Source organism: Pseudomonas savastanoi (assembly GCF_020917325.1).
GTDB classification, from domain to species: domain Bacteria; phylum Pseudomonadota; class Gammaproteobacteria; order Pseudomonadales; family Pseudomonadaceae; genus Aquipseudomonas; species Aquipseudomonas amygdali.
This window is the reverse complement of the sequence record NZ_CP076652.1, coordinates 1300976-1315156: the sequence shown is the minus strand read 5'-3', so window position 1 is coordinate 1315156 and position 14181 is coordinate 1300976. Positions and strand designations below refer to the sequence as shown.

Annotated in this window: 15 protein-coding genes; 10 read left to right on the top strand and 5 right to left on the bottom strand. The window is 58.7% G+C overall.

Going from position 1 to position 14181, the window contains the following annotated elements; genetic code table 11:
• Positions 1-9: 9 nt before the first annotated feature.
• The 8 genes from KP808_RS05830 to KP808_RS05795 are packed head-to-tail and all read left to right on the top strand — an operon-like array spanning position 10 to position 7055.
• Positions 10-1119: an ABC transporter permease gene (locus tag KP808_RS05830; protein WP_230017722.1), complete on the top strand. Its 1110-nt coding sequence runs from the start codon at positions 10-12 to the stop codon at positions 1117-1119.
• A complete protein-coding gene (locus KP808_RS05825) occupies positions 1112-2032 on the top strand; it encodes an ABC transporter permease (RefSeq protein ID WP_230017721.1) in 921 nt (306 codons plus the stop codon). The genes KP808_RS05830 and KP808_RS05825 overlap by 8 nt, the downstream gene beginning before the upstream one ends.
• Positions 2033-2057: 25 nt before the next feature.
• On the top strand, positions 2058-3074 hold the full coding sequence (locus tag KP808_RS05820; RefSeq protein WP_230017719.1) for a formamidase: 1017 nt from the start codon (positions 2058-2060) through the stop codon (positions 3072-3074).
• Positions 3075-3078: 4 nt separating this feature from the next.
• Positions 3079-3765: a biuret amidohydrolase gene (gene biuH, locus KP808_RS05815; RefSeq protein WP_058397441.1), complete on the top strand. Its 687-nt coding sequence runs from the start codon at positions 3079-3081 to the stop codon at positions 3763-3765.
• On the top strand, positions 3762-5303 hold the full coding sequence (locus tag KP808_RS05810) for an ABC transporter ATP-binding protein (protein WP_230017717.1): 1542 nt from the start codon (positions 3762-3764) through the stop codon (positions 5301-5303). The genes biuH and KP808_RS05810 overlap by 4 nt, the downstream gene beginning before the upstream one ends.
• Positions 5300-5977 (top strand): cysteine hydrolase family protein, encoded by a 678-nt coding sequence (locus tag KP808_RS05805; RefSeq protein ID WP_058408964.1) that lies wholly within the window; start codon positions 5300-5302, stop codon positions 5975-5977. The genes KP808_RS05810 and KP808_RS05805 overlap by 4 nt, the downstream gene beginning before the upstream one ends.
• Complete coding sequence (gene hpxZ / locus KP808_RS05800; RefSeq protein WP_058408965.1) at positions 5977-6372, top strand: oxalurate catabolism protein HpxZ; 396 nt, start codon at positions 5977-5979, stop codon at positions 6370-6372. The genes KP808_RS05805 and hpxZ overlap by 1 nt, the downstream gene beginning before the upstream one ends.
• On the top strand, positions 6369-7055 hold the full coding sequence (locus tag KP808_RS05795; protein WP_054079125.1) for a GntR family transcriptional regulator: 687 nt from the start codon (positions 6369-6371) through the stop codon (positions 7053-7055). The genes hpxZ and KP808_RS05795 overlap by 4 nt, the downstream gene beginning before the upstream one ends.
• 14 nt (positions 7056-7069) lie before the next feature.
• Here KP808_RS05795 and KP808_RS05790 read toward each other — a convergent pair whose 3' ends face one another.
• Positions 7070-8188: an HWE histidine kinase domain-containing protein gene (locus KP808_RS05790; protein ID WP_058408986.1), complete on the bottom strand. Its 1119-nt coding sequence runs from the start codon at positions 8186-8188 to the stop codon at positions 7070-7072.
• Between the two features lie 161 nt (positions 8189-8349).
• On the opposite strand from KP808_RS05790, the gene KP808_RS05785 reads away from it, so the two are divergent.
• A complete protein-coding gene (locus KP808_RS05785; RefSeq protein ID WP_058408966.1) occupies positions 8350-8643 on the top strand; it encodes a hypothetical protein in 294 nt (97 codons plus the stop codon).
• A gap of 89 nt (positions 8644-8732) precedes the next feature.
• Here the strand turns inward: KP808_RS05785 and KP808_RS05780 are convergent, their stop codons facing one another.
• Positions 8733-8969 (bottom strand): hypothetical protein, encoded by a 237-nt coding sequence (locus KP808_RS05780; protein WP_316903252.1) that lies wholly within the window; start codon positions 8967-8969, stop codon positions 8733-8735.
• Positions 8970-9257: 288 nt separating this feature from the next.
• Here KP808_RS05780 and KP808_RS05775 point away from each other — a divergent pair, with 288 nt between their 5' ends.
• A complete protein-coding gene (locus tag KP808_RS05775; RefSeq protein WP_230017714.1) occupies positions 9258-10535 on the top strand; it encodes a sensor domain-containing diguanylate cyclase in 1278 nt (425 codons plus the stop codon).
• A gap of 68 nt (positions 10536-10603) precedes the next feature.
• On the opposite strand, the gene KP808_RS05770 is transcribed toward KP808_RS05775, so the two are convergent.
• From KP808_RS05770 to KP808_RS05760, 3 genes are all read right to left on the bottom strand, one after another.
• The gene (locus KP808_RS05770; protein WP_230017712.1) at positions 10604-11617 is read right to left on the bottom strand and encodes an SMP-30/gluconolactonase/LRE family protein; all 1014 of its coding nucleotides are present in this window, start codon (positions 11615-11617) and stop codon (positions 10604-10606) included.
• A gap of 18 nt (positions 11618-11635) precedes the next feature.
• The gene (locus KP808_RS05765) at positions 11636-12208 is read right to left on the bottom strand and encodes a cupin domain-containing protein (protein ID WP_219171053.1); all 573 of its coding nucleotides are present in this window, start codon (positions 12206-12208) and stop codon (positions 11636-11638) included.
• A 144-nt stretch (positions 12209-12352) separates the two neighbouring features.
• Entirely contained in the window at positions 12353-14092 is a 1740-nt protein-coding gene (locus tag KP808_RS05760; RefSeq protein ID WP_230017711.1) for a dipeptidase, read from the bottom strand.
• Positions 14093-14181: the final 89 nt, after the last annotated feature.

The following is a 14181-nucleotide window of genomic DNA, read 5'->3' as shown; positions in this document are numbered from 1 at the left end:
GGAATGTTCATGAGCCTATCCATTAGTCTGCGCCGCCTGGCCAGCGCGCTGCTGCCGGGGCTGCCTACGGTGTTGGCGGTGTTTTCCTCGTGCGTGCTGTTCGGGCTGTTTCTGGCGGTTCAGGGCAAGCCTGCCTGGCAAGCCCTGCAACTGGTCGGTGAAGGCGCGTTCGGCTCGTGGTTCGCTTTGGAAAACACCCTGCAACGCGCTGCGCCTCTGATGCTGACCGCATTGTGCGTCGCCCTGCCCGCTCGGGCCGGGCTGATCATTATCGGCGGCGAGGGCGCGCTGGTACTGGGCGGTCTGGCAGCGGCAGTGACACCCTTGTGGCTCGGCAATTTGTCAGCCGGGGTGATGCTCGTCTGCATGGCCCTGGCGGCGATGAGCGTGGGCGCGTTGTGGATCGGTCTGAGTGGCTGGATGCGCCAGCGTCGCGGAGTCAACGAAACGATCAGCAGCCTGCTGCTTTCCTACATCGCTCTGGCGCTGTTCCGGCAGTTGGTAGAAGGGCCGTTACGCGATCCGGCAAGCCTGAACAAGCCTTCGACGCTGCCGCTGGACGATGCCTATATGATCGGCACCATCAGTGACAGTTTCGAAGTGCATTGGGGTCTGGTGGCGGGCGTGGTCGCGTGTCTGCTGGCCTATGTACTGGTGCGCCACAGCATCAAGGGTTTTGCCCTCGCCGTGGTCGGCGGCAACGTACGCACGGCGTTGATGATCGGCTTGCCGGTGGACCGTTTGATCCTGCTCAGTTGCCTGCTGGGCGGCGCGGCAGCGGGTCTGGCCGGAATGTTCGAAGTCACTGCTGTGCAAGGCAGCGCCAACGCCGCGCTGATCGCAGGCTATGGCACCAGCGGCATCCTAGTGGCTTTCGCCGCTCGCCATCATCCACTGGCCATTATCGTTTGCGCCATTTTGCTGGGTGGACTGGAAGCCAGTGGTGGGCTGCTGCAACGACGGCTTGGCCTGCCAGACGCCACCACGCTGATTCTTGAAGGGCTGCTATTCACCAATCTGCTGCTCTGGGAAGCCCTGGGTGGGCGTATCGCCGCCTGGAAGATCAGGCTGACGGCGTCGCCCGCGTCGGTCGACAAGGGAGCACTGCAACATGGCTGATATCGACCTGAGCACCTTTCTGCTGGCATTGCTGGCTGGCGCAATCCGCGTCGGTACGCCTTTTCTGTTCGTCAGCCTGGGCGAATGCCTGACCGAGAAAAGCGGCCGGATCAACCTGGGGCTGGAAGGCATCCTGGTTGCCGGCGCGATGTCCGGATACGCCGTGGCGTGCCTGAGCGGCTCGGCATGGCTGGGCGTTGGCGCTGCCGCCGGGGTTGGCATTCTGTTGGGCCTGCTGCACGGCCTGGCCTGCTCGTTACCTCGGGTCAACGATATCGCGTTCGGCATCGCGCTGATTCTGCTCGGCACCGGGCTGGCGTTTTTTCTTGGCAAAGCGTTTATCCAGCCGCAAGCCCCCATGCTGCCGTCACTGGCACTGGGTGCCTGGAGCGACGAAGAACGCGTGCGTTCGGCGCTGAATATCAACGTGCTGTTCTTCGTCGGTGCAGCACTGGCGTTCGTACTGCACTGGGGGCTGCGCACCACACGCTGGGGGCTGATGCTGCGTCTGGTCGGCGACCACGCTGAAACCGCTCAGGCGCTGGGCTATCGCCCGCTCAAGGTGCGCATTCTGGCGACAGCGGTCGGCGGCGGATTGGCCGGAATCGGCGGCGCTTACCTGTCGCTTTACTACCCCGGCAGCTGGAATGAAGGGCTGTCCAGCGGGCAAGGATTGATGGCCGTCGCGCTGGTGATATTTGCCCGTTGGCGCCCGTTGGCGTGCCTGTGGGCGTCGTTGCTGTTCGGCGCTGCCGGTGCCATCGGCCCGGCCCTGCAAGCGGTCGGTATCAGCACCGGCTACTACCTGTTTGCCGCAGCACCTTATGCGCTGACGCTGGTGGTGATGTACGCCACCTGCCGCCGTGGTCGCACTCTGAATGGCGCGCCGGGCGAACTCATCCTGACGCGATGAACTGATCTTTTCGAGGAGACATTGCATGGCCAGTGGTCTTGGTGGTTTGAACAAGTCGCCCAAGGGCGTGGTGATCGGCCTGGCGCAACTGGCGTTGCCTGATCCGCATACCCGCGAGGCGTTGTGGGCACAAACGCAGAAAGTGGTCAGCATGGTGGCCAAGGCGCGACGCAGCAATCCGGGCATGGACCTGATCGTGTTTCCCGAGTACTCCTTGCATGGCCTGTCGATGAGCACCGCGCCAGAGATCATGTGCAGCCTCGACGGGCCGGAAGTAATGGCGTTGCGCGAGGCGTGCAAGACGCACCGGATATGGGGCTGCTTCTCGATCATGGAAGCCAACCCGCACGGCAACCCGTTCAACAGCGGCCTGATCGTTGATGACCTCGGCGAGATTCGCCTGTATTACCGCAAGCTCCATCCGTGGGTGCCAGTCGAGCCCTGGGAGCCTGGCGATCTGGGTATTCCGGTCTGCGACGGGCCGCGTGGCAGCAAGCTGGCGCTGATCATCTGCCATGACGGCATGTTCCCGGAAATGGCCCGCGAGTGCGCCTACAAGGGTGCCGACATCATGCTGCGCACAGCGGGTTATACCGCACCGATCCGTCACTCGTGGAAGATCACCAACCAGAGCAATGCCTTCACCAACCTGATGCAAACCGCAAGCGTCTGCATGTGTGGCTCCGACGGCACGTTCGACTCCATGGGCGAGGCCATGTTCGTCGACTTCGACGGCACGATCATGGCTGAAGGCGGTGGTCGGGCCGACGAAATCGTCTGCTGCGAACTGCGCCCCGACCTGGTACGCGAAGCCCGTGTGCACTGGGGCGTGGAGAACAACATCTATCAATTCGGCCATCGCGGTTACGTGGCGGTCAAGGGTGGCGCGCGCGACTGTCCTTACACCTACATGCATGATCTGACCGCAGGCCAATACCGTCTGCCTTGGGAAGACGATGTCGTGCATACCGACGGTAGCGCCTGCGGCTTTACTGCGCCTGAGCGCGAATTCAAACCCACCCCCAGCAGCTGGAAGGATTAACGCCATGAGTGAACGTCATATTGCATCGGCGCCCTACCCCTGGCCCTGGAATGGGCAATTGCATGCGCACAACACAGCCTTGATCGTGATCGACATGCAGACCGATTTCTGCGGCGTCGGCGGCTACGTGGACAGCATGGGTTACGACCTGGCCCTGACCCGAGCGCCCATCGAGCCGATCAAGGCGCTGCTCGCCGCGATGCGCCCGCTGGGCTTCACCATCATCCATACCCGCGAAGGCCATCGCCCGGACCTCAGCGACTTGCCCGCCAACAAACGCTGGCGCTCGCAGCGCATCGGCGCGGGAATCGGCGACCCAGGCCCCTGCGGCAAGATTCTGGTACGTGGCGAGCCGGGCTGGGAAATCATCGACGAGCTGGCACCGCTGCCCGGCGAAATCGTGCTCGACAAGCCCGGCAAAGGCTCCTTCTGCGCCACCGATCTGGAACTGATTCTGCGCACTCGTGGCATCGAAAATCTGATCCTGACCGGCATCACCACCGACGTCTGCGTGCACACCACCATGCGCGAAGCCAATGACCGTGGCTTCGAGTGCCTGCTGCTGGAAGACTGCTGCGGGGCGACCGACCCTGGCAATCATGCGGCGGCCCTGAGCATGGTCAAAATGCAGGGTGGCGTGTTCGGCGCAGTCGGCCATTCCTCAATGCTTCGCGACCTGTTGGGAGCATGAACATGCGCGCCCCGAGCCTTGAGACGATTGGTGCCAGCAAGCATTTCGGAGCGTTTCGCGCACTCGACGAGGTGTCCTTCAAGGTCCGCGCCGGCACCGTCCACGCCCTGCTCGGGGAGAACGGCGCCGGCAAGAGTACGCTGGTCAAAGGCATCATCGGCTACAGCCCGCTGCAGTCGGGCAGCATTCTGATCGACAACCGCGAACACGAGATTCGCACCCCGCGCGACTCTCATCAGTTGCATATCGGCATGGTGTATCAGCACTTCACCGTGGCGCCGGGCCTGAGCGTTGCGGAAAACCTGGTGCTGTCGCGCGGTGATCTGCCGTGGCGTATCAACTGGGCCAGCGAGTACGAGCGCCTGGAAGCCTTCATGGCAAAGATGCCTTTTTGTCTGGATATCCATCGGCCGGTCAGCAGTCTGGCCGCAGGTGAAAAACAGAAACTGGAAATCCTCAAGCAGCTGTATCTGCAACGTCGGCTGATCATTCTCGATGAACCGACCTCGGTACTCACGCCGCAAGAGGCCGATGAAGTGCTGGGGCTGATGCAGTCGATGGCACATCGCGGTGAACTCACCGTGCTGATGATCACCCACAAGTTTCGCGAAGTCAGCACCTATGCCGATGACGTCACCGTGCTGCGCAAGGGCCGCTGGGTAGGCACAGCGACAGTGGCCGACACCACCACGCAGCAGATGGCTGCCTGGATGATGGGCGAAGCGCAAGTGCGTAGCGTGAGCAACGATCGGCCGGTCATGGCAACCCGTACGCCCCAGTTGCAGGTAGAGGGGCTGGATGTACCCGGTGACAAAGGCACGCTGGCGGTGAAAAACCTTTCTCTGGCAGTGCAGCCGGGAGAGATCGTCGGGGTTGCGGGTATTTCCGGTAACGGCCAGCGCGAACTCACCGAAGCCCTGCTCGGCCAGCGACCCTTCAGTGCCGGGCAGATATGGGTCGATGGCCAGCCTTACCATGCGCAGCGTGAACAGATGCAGCGTCTGCGCGTGTTCAGCCTGCCCGAAGAGCCCTTGCGCAACGCCTGTATCGGCAGCTTCAGCGTGGCCGACAATCTGGCCCTGCGCAACTTCGACCAGCCGCCGCTGTGCCGTCAGGGCTGGCGTCTTGATCGTCGTGCAATAGGCGCACAGGCGCGCACATTGATCGAACAGTTCAAGGTCTCGCCCAACGACCCGAACCGTCCCATCGGCACCTTGTCGGGAGGCAATGTGCAGCGCGCCGTACTGGCGCGAGAACTGACCCATGACGTCGCGGTGCTGATCGTCGCCAATCCGGTATTCGGCCTGGACTTCGCCAGTGTCGCGCTTATCCACCAGCGCCTGATCGACGCGCGCAACAGCGGCACAGCAGTCCTGCTGCTCAGTGAAGATCTCGACGAACTGCTGAGCCTGGCAGACCGCATCGTGGTCATTCATGACGGCGAACTGGTTTTTGAAACCAGCGCAGCCGCCGCTGATCGAACCGAGCTGGGTCGACACATGGCCGGTGCCGAGCAGCTTGCCGGAGAACCGGCATGATCAGCGTCAATGCGCGTCCGGACTGCTTCACGTTCGACCCCTCCTGTGCCGCTGTGGTGATCATCGACATGCAGCGCGACTTCCTCGAACCCGGCGGCTTTGGTGCCGCGCTGGGCAACGATGTCGCACCGTTGCAGGCCATCGTGCCATCGGTGCAACAACTGCTGGCGCTGGCCCGTGATCAGGGCATAGTGGTCATACACACTCGTGAATCGCACAGCGCGGACCTTGCCGACTGCCCGCCCGCCAAGCTGGCCCAAGGTTCACCGGGCCTGCGTATCGGCGACCTCGGCCCGATGGGCCGCATCCTGATTCGCGGCGAACCCGGCAATCAGATTATCGACAGCCTGACGCCGCTCGCCTGCGAGTGGGTCATCGACAAACCGGGCAAGGGCATGTTCTTCGCCACCGACCTGCATCAGCGGCTGACCGACGCCGGGATCACTCATTTGATCTTCGCAGGCGTTACCACCGAAGTCTGCGTGCAGACCAGCATGCGCGAAGCCAGTGATCGGGGTTATCGCTGCCTGCTGATCGAAGATGCGACCGAAAGCTATTTCCCGGCCTTCAAACAGGCCACTCTGGACATGATCACCGCACAAAACGCGATTGTCGGGCGTGCAGCGTCACTGGCCGATCTGCAACACGCCCTGCAAACAAGGAGTACACCCTGATGGACATCAACCTTGCGCACATCGTCGCCGAAGTGACCAGCGCGTTCACTGATTACGAGCGCGCCCTGCTGGCCAACGAGCTGACCACGCTGGATGGGTATTTCTGGAATTCCGAACAGACCGTTCGCTATGGCGTCGCGGAAAACTTGCACGGTGCCAAAGCCATCGCGCGCTATCGACGCCACTGTCAGCCAGTCGGGCCCGGTCGAAAATTATTGCGCACCGTGGTTAGCACCTTCGGTGAAGACTTCGCCACCGTCAGCACCGAGTTTCACGATGGCGTTACTGAGCGTCTGGGACGGCAGATGCAAACCTGGGCACGCCTGGACGGCGGCTGGAAAGTCGTTGCCGCACATGTCAGCATTGACCTGAGCAGCCTGGAGCCACGCCCTTGAATTCCCCCAACACCACCAACGCGCTGGCAGAAGACGTCTATCGGCGGCTCAAGCAGGAGATCTTCGACTTCTATCTGCTGCCCTACGACCGCTTCACCGAAACGCAACTGGCAGACCGTTATCAGGTGTCACGCACGCCGGTGCGTGACGCATTGTACCGGCTGCAGCGCGAGGGTTATCTGGACGTCGAGTTTCGACGGGGCTGGTCAGTCAAGCCGCTGGATTTCGACCAGATCGACCAGCTGTACGATCTGCGCATCGTGCTTGAATGTGCTGCGGTCGAACGTATCTGTGCATCCCACGAAGTGCATCCGGAACTCAATGTGCTGCGTCAGCACTGGCTGATTGATCGCAGCCACTGGCAGATCGATATGCAGGTCGTCGCAGACCTCGACGAACAGTTTCACACCCAACTGGTGGCCGCCTCGGGCAATCTGGAAATGGCCCGTGTTCATCAGGAAGTGACCGAGCGCATTCGCATCGTGCGCAGACTGGACTTCTTCAAAAGCGCCCGCATCGAACATACCTACCTGGAGCACGCCGCGATCCTCAATGCATTGCAGGCACGCAAACGGGACGAAGCGCTGTTGTTACTGCGCTCTCATGTGGAAATCAGCAAACTCGAAGTGCGCAAACTGACGATATCGATGCTCAGTGATGCGCGACGGCGGCATGAGGCATGAAGCGTTGACGGTTATCAGCTGCTTCTGCCGAGTTTGCCGGTGAACGGTGCGGATATCTCGCACCTCAGCCCGACCGGTTCGTAGAAGAACGTTGCCGAACCATCAAACGCATTACCCAGACTGCCCTTGATCATCGCCGTGCCATAACCCTTGCGGCTCGGCTGATCGACTTGCGGGCCGCCGCTCTCCGCCCAGACCAGCCTGAAAACAGGCTCGAGATCATCACTGCCCTGCGCAACAATCCCCCACTGCACATTCAGTTCTCCCGCTTCCCGAGACAGCGAGCCGTACTTGGTAGCGTTGGTACACAGCTCATGTATCACCAGTGCCAGCGCCGATGCAGCCTTCTGGGTCAGCAAGACATCGGGACCGGAAAAACTGATAGCACAGTCTTTTTGATAAGGCGCGAGCATTTCCTGCAGTAAGGCAGCCATTTCGATTTCGCACGTGCTCAGTGCCAGCGAGTGCGCGCGATGCATCATTACCAGCCGCTCGCTAAACACCGCCCGAAACTGCCTTACGTCGGGGTATCGTTTCAAGGTCAGATTGGCGACACCGCCAATCGTCAGAAACAGATTTCGAATACGGTGCTCAAGCTCGCCCAGAATAAGCGCGTTGGATTCCTGCGACCTGCTATACGCACAAATGCGCGCACATAACGATGATGCCAATTGCAGAAACTCGCGCTGTTCAACAGTCAGCGACATGCCCAGCGGATGGATGATTGCGATACTTCCCTGGGCGTTTTTATCAGCGCTCAGTGCCGGAATCGAAATCATCGCGTGCAGATCATGTCGGGCGAAGAGCGCTTTCCACTCTTGCGAAAAGCGCGGGTCGTTTGCCACGTCCGGAACGTCGATGGTTTTCCCGGTCAATATGCCTAGTCCACATGAGCCGCGCTTGCCGGTGATGATGTTACCCACCAGCGCTTGAGAAAAATCGGACGGCAGGTTCGGGAAAATAGACTGACGAAATGTTCTGCCGGCCTTATCCAGCACGTTGATGCCGACGACGGCACCCGGCAATCTGACTTGCAGCGCAATGGCAAAATCTTCAAGAAGCGGTTGGGCGGGCAAAGCGGATGACATGACGTCCAGTGCGCGATTACGAAAAATCTCTAGAAACTCACGCATGGCAGCCGCATCCTCAGGTGCGAAAAAATCAGACATGGTACACCGGTGGCAGGCTTGCGATACGTGAGTTGGACAAAACGCCTTTCAGAGAAAAACAGCGTGCTCGTCGTTGTTCAGCTATTAACGCTATCCTCAGCACTTTCCGGAAATGGAAGCCCACAATGACACGAGCCGTACTGTTGGTGCTGTTGATCCTCGCGGTTGCATGGCTGGCGCAAAGTGGTGATGGCGACGAAATGCACTGCCCTGACAAAGATGCGAATTTTTTTGCTGAATCCATCAACGCGTATTTTGACAAACATCCACCAAAAGCCGGTAAAGCCGTGACCATTCCTGACGGCGCCCGTTACGACAATCGTACCCACTGGTGGATAGTTCCGGTCGACGTCGGCCAGGAAAGATTACAGGCGCTGTTGAGTTGCGACGGCCATCTAGAACTCTCCGGACGTAGCTAATGAGGTCGTATTCTGAACTGCATAAAAACAGATTAACCTTGTTTACCAGATGTGGCGCAAACGAGAGACCTGTCTGCGCCAATCCCGTTTCACACCAGCCAATGCCACAACAACAGCGTACCTATCAGCCCCACTACCGAAACAATCGTCTGCAACACCGCCCCTAACCAAAGGGTTTGCTTGAGTTGCAGGCCGAAGTATTCGCGGACCATCAGAATCACCGACAGAAGAATGATCAGCAAGGAAGTCCCGAACCCGGGCTGGCGACGGGTATCAGGCTTGGCACTGAACAACTCGCCCAACTCGGCGGGTTCTTCAATGTGCATACGCCTGGACAGTATTTGCCAACCCGGTCAGAAATTCGGGTAAAGAACTAAATGTCCTGAATCCTCGCAGCACCCGCGTCAGCGTCAGCCGCAGACGCCCCGCAGCGCAACGGATATGGTCGTTACGCGCGTAATGCACCCTTTGAATCATGTGGGTATAGTGCCTGTGCAACAAGTGCCCGGTGCCTGCGGTCCAACACACTGCATTCAGTACCCGTCCGGCATTGCGTCACCCATTATCTGATCAGAGCCGCGATCAATTTAACAGATCACTCGACAGGACATCAGATGACCTCATCCAGCCAGCGCCTGGCCTTGCTTGAAGCAGTTGTCGAGCAGTCATTCAATGCCGTTTTGATCACCGATGCCAATCTGACCAATGGCGGCCCGTTCATTGTGTATGTCAATCCGGCATTCTGCGCGATGACCGGCTACGCAGCAGAGGCATTGATAGGCCGTTCGCCAAGGATCCTGCAAGGACCCGACACCGATCGTCAGGTGATCGAGCGTATGCGCCAGTGCCTGAGCGAGAGCCTCTTTTTCGAAGGGTCGACAGTCAATTACCGCGCGGACGGAAGCCCCTATGTCGTCGAGTGGAAAATTTCCCCGGTGCGCGACGATGCGGGGGCGGTTTGCAACTTTGTATCGGTGCAGCAAAACATCAGCCCGCGCATTCGGGCGGAGCGCGAACAGCATTTGCTGGCTCAGGCGCTGAACGCCGCGCTTGATCCGATCATGATTACCGATTGCAACGCCACTATCGTTTTTGCCAATGAGGCTTTTCAGAACATCACCGGTTACAGCGCGCCGGAAATCATCGGCGAAAACCCGCGAGTGCTCAGCTCTGGTAAACATGATGAGATGTTTTATGCGCAATTCAATGAAGCGCTGGCCAGTGGTACGCCCTTTCGTACGACCTTCATCAACAAGCGCAAGGATGGCTCTCTGTTCTATGCAGAACACAGCATTTCCCCGCTGTGTAACCTGGAGGGAACCATCACGCATTACGTCAGCATCAGCCAGGATGTAACCACTCGGCTGGGCCGTGAACAAAAGTTGTTGGAGATTGCTCACAGCGACCCGCTGACAGGGCTGAATAACCGAAGGGCGGCGGAACACACCCTTGAGCGGCTTATCGATACCGCACGGATATCGGGCAGGCCATTCAGCCTTATCATTGGCGACATCGATCACTTCAAATCAATCAATGACCGATACGGCCATCCCGCTGGCGACAGGGTATTGACCAGCGTTGCCGTCATCCTCAAACAACGGATCCGCCTGCAGGATGTCGCGGCCCGATGGGGAGGAGAAGAGTTTCTGATACTGGTGCCCGATAGCTCATTGAATCATGCCGCGGAGTTGGCCGACCGCATTCGAAAGGGCGTTGAGAGTCTGTTGATACCGGATACAGGCTCAGTGACTATCTCTCTGGGGGTTGCGCAACTCAGCCCCGGAGAAACAGCAGCAAGCCTGATCCAGCGCGCAGACAAAGCGCTCTATCAAGCCAAGCGCCTGGGCCGCAACCGCGTCGACATCGCACACGCAGACGACGCGATTTATTGAGATTGTCTGCGAGCGGAGTCGTCAGGAATAGCGCACGACGCTATCGGTATTTCATGGTGACGGACGCTTTACGGACGACTGCCGCCAACAAGAGCGGGTATTCTCAGCACCTTGTTGGCAGCGGTGATGTAAACCCAGTGCTGTGACCCGGTAGAACAGAATGCAAGATTGCCGGTGTCTTTCGCCGTGACCTTTATTTTCCCCAGCAACTCGCCGCTGGCAGAGAACACCTGAATACCCTCTTTGCTGCTGCTCCAGACGTTGCCCTGCGCGTCGACCTTGAGCCCGTCAGGGATGCCGGGGGCAATCTCGGCAAACACCTTGCCGTTACTCAGCGCCCCGTCGCGCACCTGATACACCCGGATGCTGTGTGCCAGTTTCGGATTCTTGAAATCATGCGCCAGTTGCGAGTCCGCGACATACAGCAAGCGTTGATCGGGTGAAAACGCCAGACCGTTCGGCGAATGAAGTCCCGGGGTATTCAACCTCACCAGTTGGTTTTGTTCCGGATCGTAGCGGTATACATACTCGCCGTCCTGCTCCGGTTTGCCGCCATAACTTTCAGCCTTGTTCAACACGCCGAAGGTTGGATCACTGAACCAGATACCGCCACGCTTATCGACCACGACATCATTCGGGCTGTTCAAACGCTTGCCTTCGTACCTGTCGACCACTGTGCGCCATTGACCATCCGCTTCCTGTCGCACTATTGCGCGTTCGCCATGGGATGCGGCGATGACTCGGCCTTCGGCATCCAGAGCATGCCCGTTCTGATAATGGGCAGGGTCCAGCCGTACAGTCACGCCGTCATGCTCTTTCCAGCTCATGACCTTGTTCGCCTTCACATCACTCCAGATCAACTGACCGTCTGGCAAACACAAAGGACCTTCCGCCCACTGCGCATCGGCGGTAAGCACTTGTGCCTGCGCGTCGGGCTGGATGAGTGCAGCAAACCGGGGATTACTGGCAACCACCGTGACGGGCGAAGCGTCTGAAGCCATCACTGCGCCTGCAGCGAGAAGCGCGCCCGCCAACACGAGCGAAGTGGTTTTCCTGCCTGGATGACGGAAGATTCGATTCATGCATTTCGCCCCAATTGATCAGTAGGCACACCGGCCAGAAGAACGTTTGGCAGCAGCATCCGGTTTGAGTTTCACGATGAGCTGAACGTTGGGCTGATCACCCACGGTACGAGTCAGATGCCCGACCCTGTTGTCGCCAGGCCTTGCTTTGGAGCTGCTGTCGGCATTGAACTGCATTTCCCCGGGGCCCTGAACCAATACCGTGCCATCAGTGGTTTCCACCGACCACTGACCCTGTAGGGTGATCACCCACTGAGGGCCCGGCGCATGGTGCCAACTGCCGACGTAACCCGGCGGCAGTACCGCGTAGGCAATACTTTCTACTTCGTCGGGCGAAACTCCGATCCACTGAGGCTCGGCGGGTGGCGCGTAACTTTTGAATTCCAGCCCCTCGATACGACAATGCTCGACATGGGTGGCCCCTGCCTCGTCGGCCCAGACAGTGGCGTACTTGACGGGGGGCTGAAGCTTGCCGTTGCTGGTGGTGCTTTGTTGAGAGTTTGCGGGTACAGACAGTACCGCCGCATTGACGCTAGTGCTTGCAGCGCAAACGGCAGCAAAGGTCAGTGCAAATGCGAAGAGCGTTTTCATGGGTAAATCCTTGTTCGCGAGAACACTGGGTGGAAAGACAACGTCGCTGTGCCACTACCAATCAAGAGGCCAGTCGCATGATAACGCGCGATCAAACAGTCACTCATCGAAACCGGACCTGCCCTGGCAGGCCCGGAAGTTACATCAGAGTTTCGGTAACTGACCGATGCGCGCCATCATTTCGGTAACGATCTGCAGGTCCAGCAAAAACTGTCCGGTCGTCTTGAACTCGTTGTCCGTGTGGCCGGTATATTTGACTTCGGGCCTCGCCAGACCGAACTGCACGCCATTGGGCAGTTCATGTACCGACGTCGCGCCAGCCGAGGTGCCGAACGCATGTTCCATACCGAGATTTTCGCTGGCAACTGCAAGCAGCGCCCTGACCCATTCGCCCTCTGGATTGCGGTACATCGGCTTGGCAATGGAATAGTCGAATGCAGGCTTGATGCCGGTTTTCACGCTCCACGCTGCAAGTTTTTCGGAGATTTCGGATTTAAGCTCTTCCGTAGACCTGCCCTTGGGCACGCGCAAGTTGACCGCAAGTTTGAACGCTGTTTCATCCATCGCGACATAGGTAAGAGAAGCGGTCAGCGGCCCCATGAACTCGTCGGAGAAACCAACGCCCAACTTGTTGCCCAGATAATCAAGGCCCCAGTTGTCGGCTGCATAGCGAGCAGCGTCAGTAATCTGGTTATGTTTGAGCGCGACCTTGCCTTGAAGGCTATTGATGAAGTCAAGCATCCTCGCAACCGGGTTGACTCCAGACTGGGGCGCCGATGAGTGCGCGGAAACACCCGTCACTGTCAGCTTGACGTCATTGCCGTCGACGCTGGCATCGACCGCGAAATTGCCGCCATTGCTTTTCACGTAATCCGCACCGGCCTGTTGCAGGCTGGCAGCCAGTTGCGCAGGCTTGTCGGTTAACAGAGTAGCGACCGATTTCGATGGAATCTGATTGGTGGCCGCACCTCCGGTCATCGACACGATTTCAGCACCCTCGCCGTCGGCGTTGCGCCGGGCAAAACTGGCCATGACCGTCCCATAACCTTTTTCCGCGATGACAACCGGGTAGCTGCCATCCAGCGCCAGGTTGTAACCAGGCGTGGGGTTGCGTTCAAAATAGTAGGGGATGGCGTCACCCGTGGTTTCTTCAGTTGTATCGATCAGCAACTTGAAGTTTCTGGCCAGCGGCAGCTTTTCTTCCTTGATGACTTTCATGGCATAGAGCGCCACGACGATGCCATTCTTATCGTCTTCGGTGCCACGCCCATAAAGGCGATCACCAATCAATGTAACCTTGAACGGATCGAGCCGCGTGCCGTCCGGCAACACCCAGTTTTCCGGCGTGACCGGTACAACATCGGCATGGACGTGAATGCCCACGACTTCATCGCCCGCCCCGTCGAGCGAAACTTCATAAACGCGGTTATCGACGTTGCGAAATTTCAGATCGAAGCGTTCGGCAAGGCCTTTGATCGCGTTGGCGATCTTGATGAACTCCGGGTTTTCATGCTGGGCAACGCCGTCAACACGGGCGGTTGGAATGGCGACCAGCTCACGCAATGTGTCGGTTGCCGCATTGCCATACTTCAACCGGGTATACAGACCGAGCAGGCGATTAATGTCGTTCTGTTGCGCGTCGGAAAGTGTTTTGTTGTCGAGAAAGGCGTTGATGGCCGGGCCAAAATCAGCAGCTTTGACAACATCAGTGCTGGACAGACTTTTCAGAAACTGCCTGAAATCCGTGACCGATTTCTCATTGAAAGTCTTGAGAATGATCGTGCTCTGTTGTGCAGTGACGTTGGCATTCGCCACGCTGGTGAAGGACGAAAGGCTGGCCATTATCAACGCGGTTGCGGCCAGTTGCTTGAGTGACAGGTTCATTGTTCAGGGCATTCCTTGGCAGGTACAGCACGCAAAAATTCTGACCACTTGATCAGTAAGATTTCAAACTTACACCATGAGCAATGATG

Coding starts and splice junctions, on each gene's coding strand:
- KP808_RS05830 (WP_230017722.1), top strand. CDS start 10: ATGAGCCTATCCATTAGTCTGCGCCGCCTGGCCAGCGCGCTGCTGCCG.
- KP808_RS05825 (WP_230017721.1), top strand. CDS start 1,112: ATGGCTGATATCGACCTGAGCACCTTTCTGCTGGCATTGCTGGCTGGC.
- KP808_RS05820 (WP_230017719.1), top strand. CDS start 2,058: ATGGCCAGTGGTCTTGGTGGTTTGAACAAGTCGCCCAAGGGCGTGGTG.
- biuH (WP_058397441.1), top strand. CDS start 3,079: ATGAGTGAACGTCATATTGCATCGGCGCCCTACCCCTGGCCCTGGAAT.
- KP808_RS05810 (WP_230017717.1), top strand. CDS start 3,762: ATGAACATGCGCGCCCCGAGCCTTGAGACGATTGGTGCCAGCAAGCAT.
- KP808_RS05805 (WP_058408964.1), top strand. CDS start 5,300: ATGATCAGCGTCAATGCGCGTCCGGACTGCTTCACGTTCGACCCCTCC.
- hpxZ (WP_058408965.1), top strand. CDS start 5,977: ATGGACATCAACCTTGCGCACATCGTCGCCGAAGTGACCAGCGCGTTC.
- KP808_RS05790 (WP_058408986.1), bottom strand. CDS start 8,188: ATGCGTGAGTTTCTAGAGATTTTTCGTAATCGCGCACTGGACGTCATG.
- KP808_RS05785 (WP_058408966.1), top strand. CDS start 8,350: ATGACACGAGCCGTACTGTTGGTGCTGTTGATCCTCGCGGTTGCATGG.
- KP808_RS05780 (WP_316903252.1), bottom strand. CDS start 8,969: ATGCACATTGAAGAACCCGCCGAGTTGGGCGAGTTGTTCAGTGCCAAG.
- KP808_RS05775 (WP_230017714.1), top strand. CDS start 9,258: ATGACCTCATCCAGCCAGCGCCTGGCCTTGCTTGAAGCAGTTGTCGAG.
- KP808_RS05770 (WP_230017712.1), bottom strand. CDS start 11,617: ATGAATCGAATCTTCCGTCATCCAGGCAGGAAAACCACTTCGCTCGTG.
- KP808_RS05765 (WP_219171053.1), bottom strand. CDS start 12,208: ATGAAAACGCTCTTCGCATTTGCACTGACCTTTGCTGCCGTTTGCGCT.
- KP808_RS05760 (WP_230017711.1), bottom strand. CDS start 14,092: ATGAACCTGTCACTCAAGCAACTGGCCGCAACCGCGTTGATAATGGCC.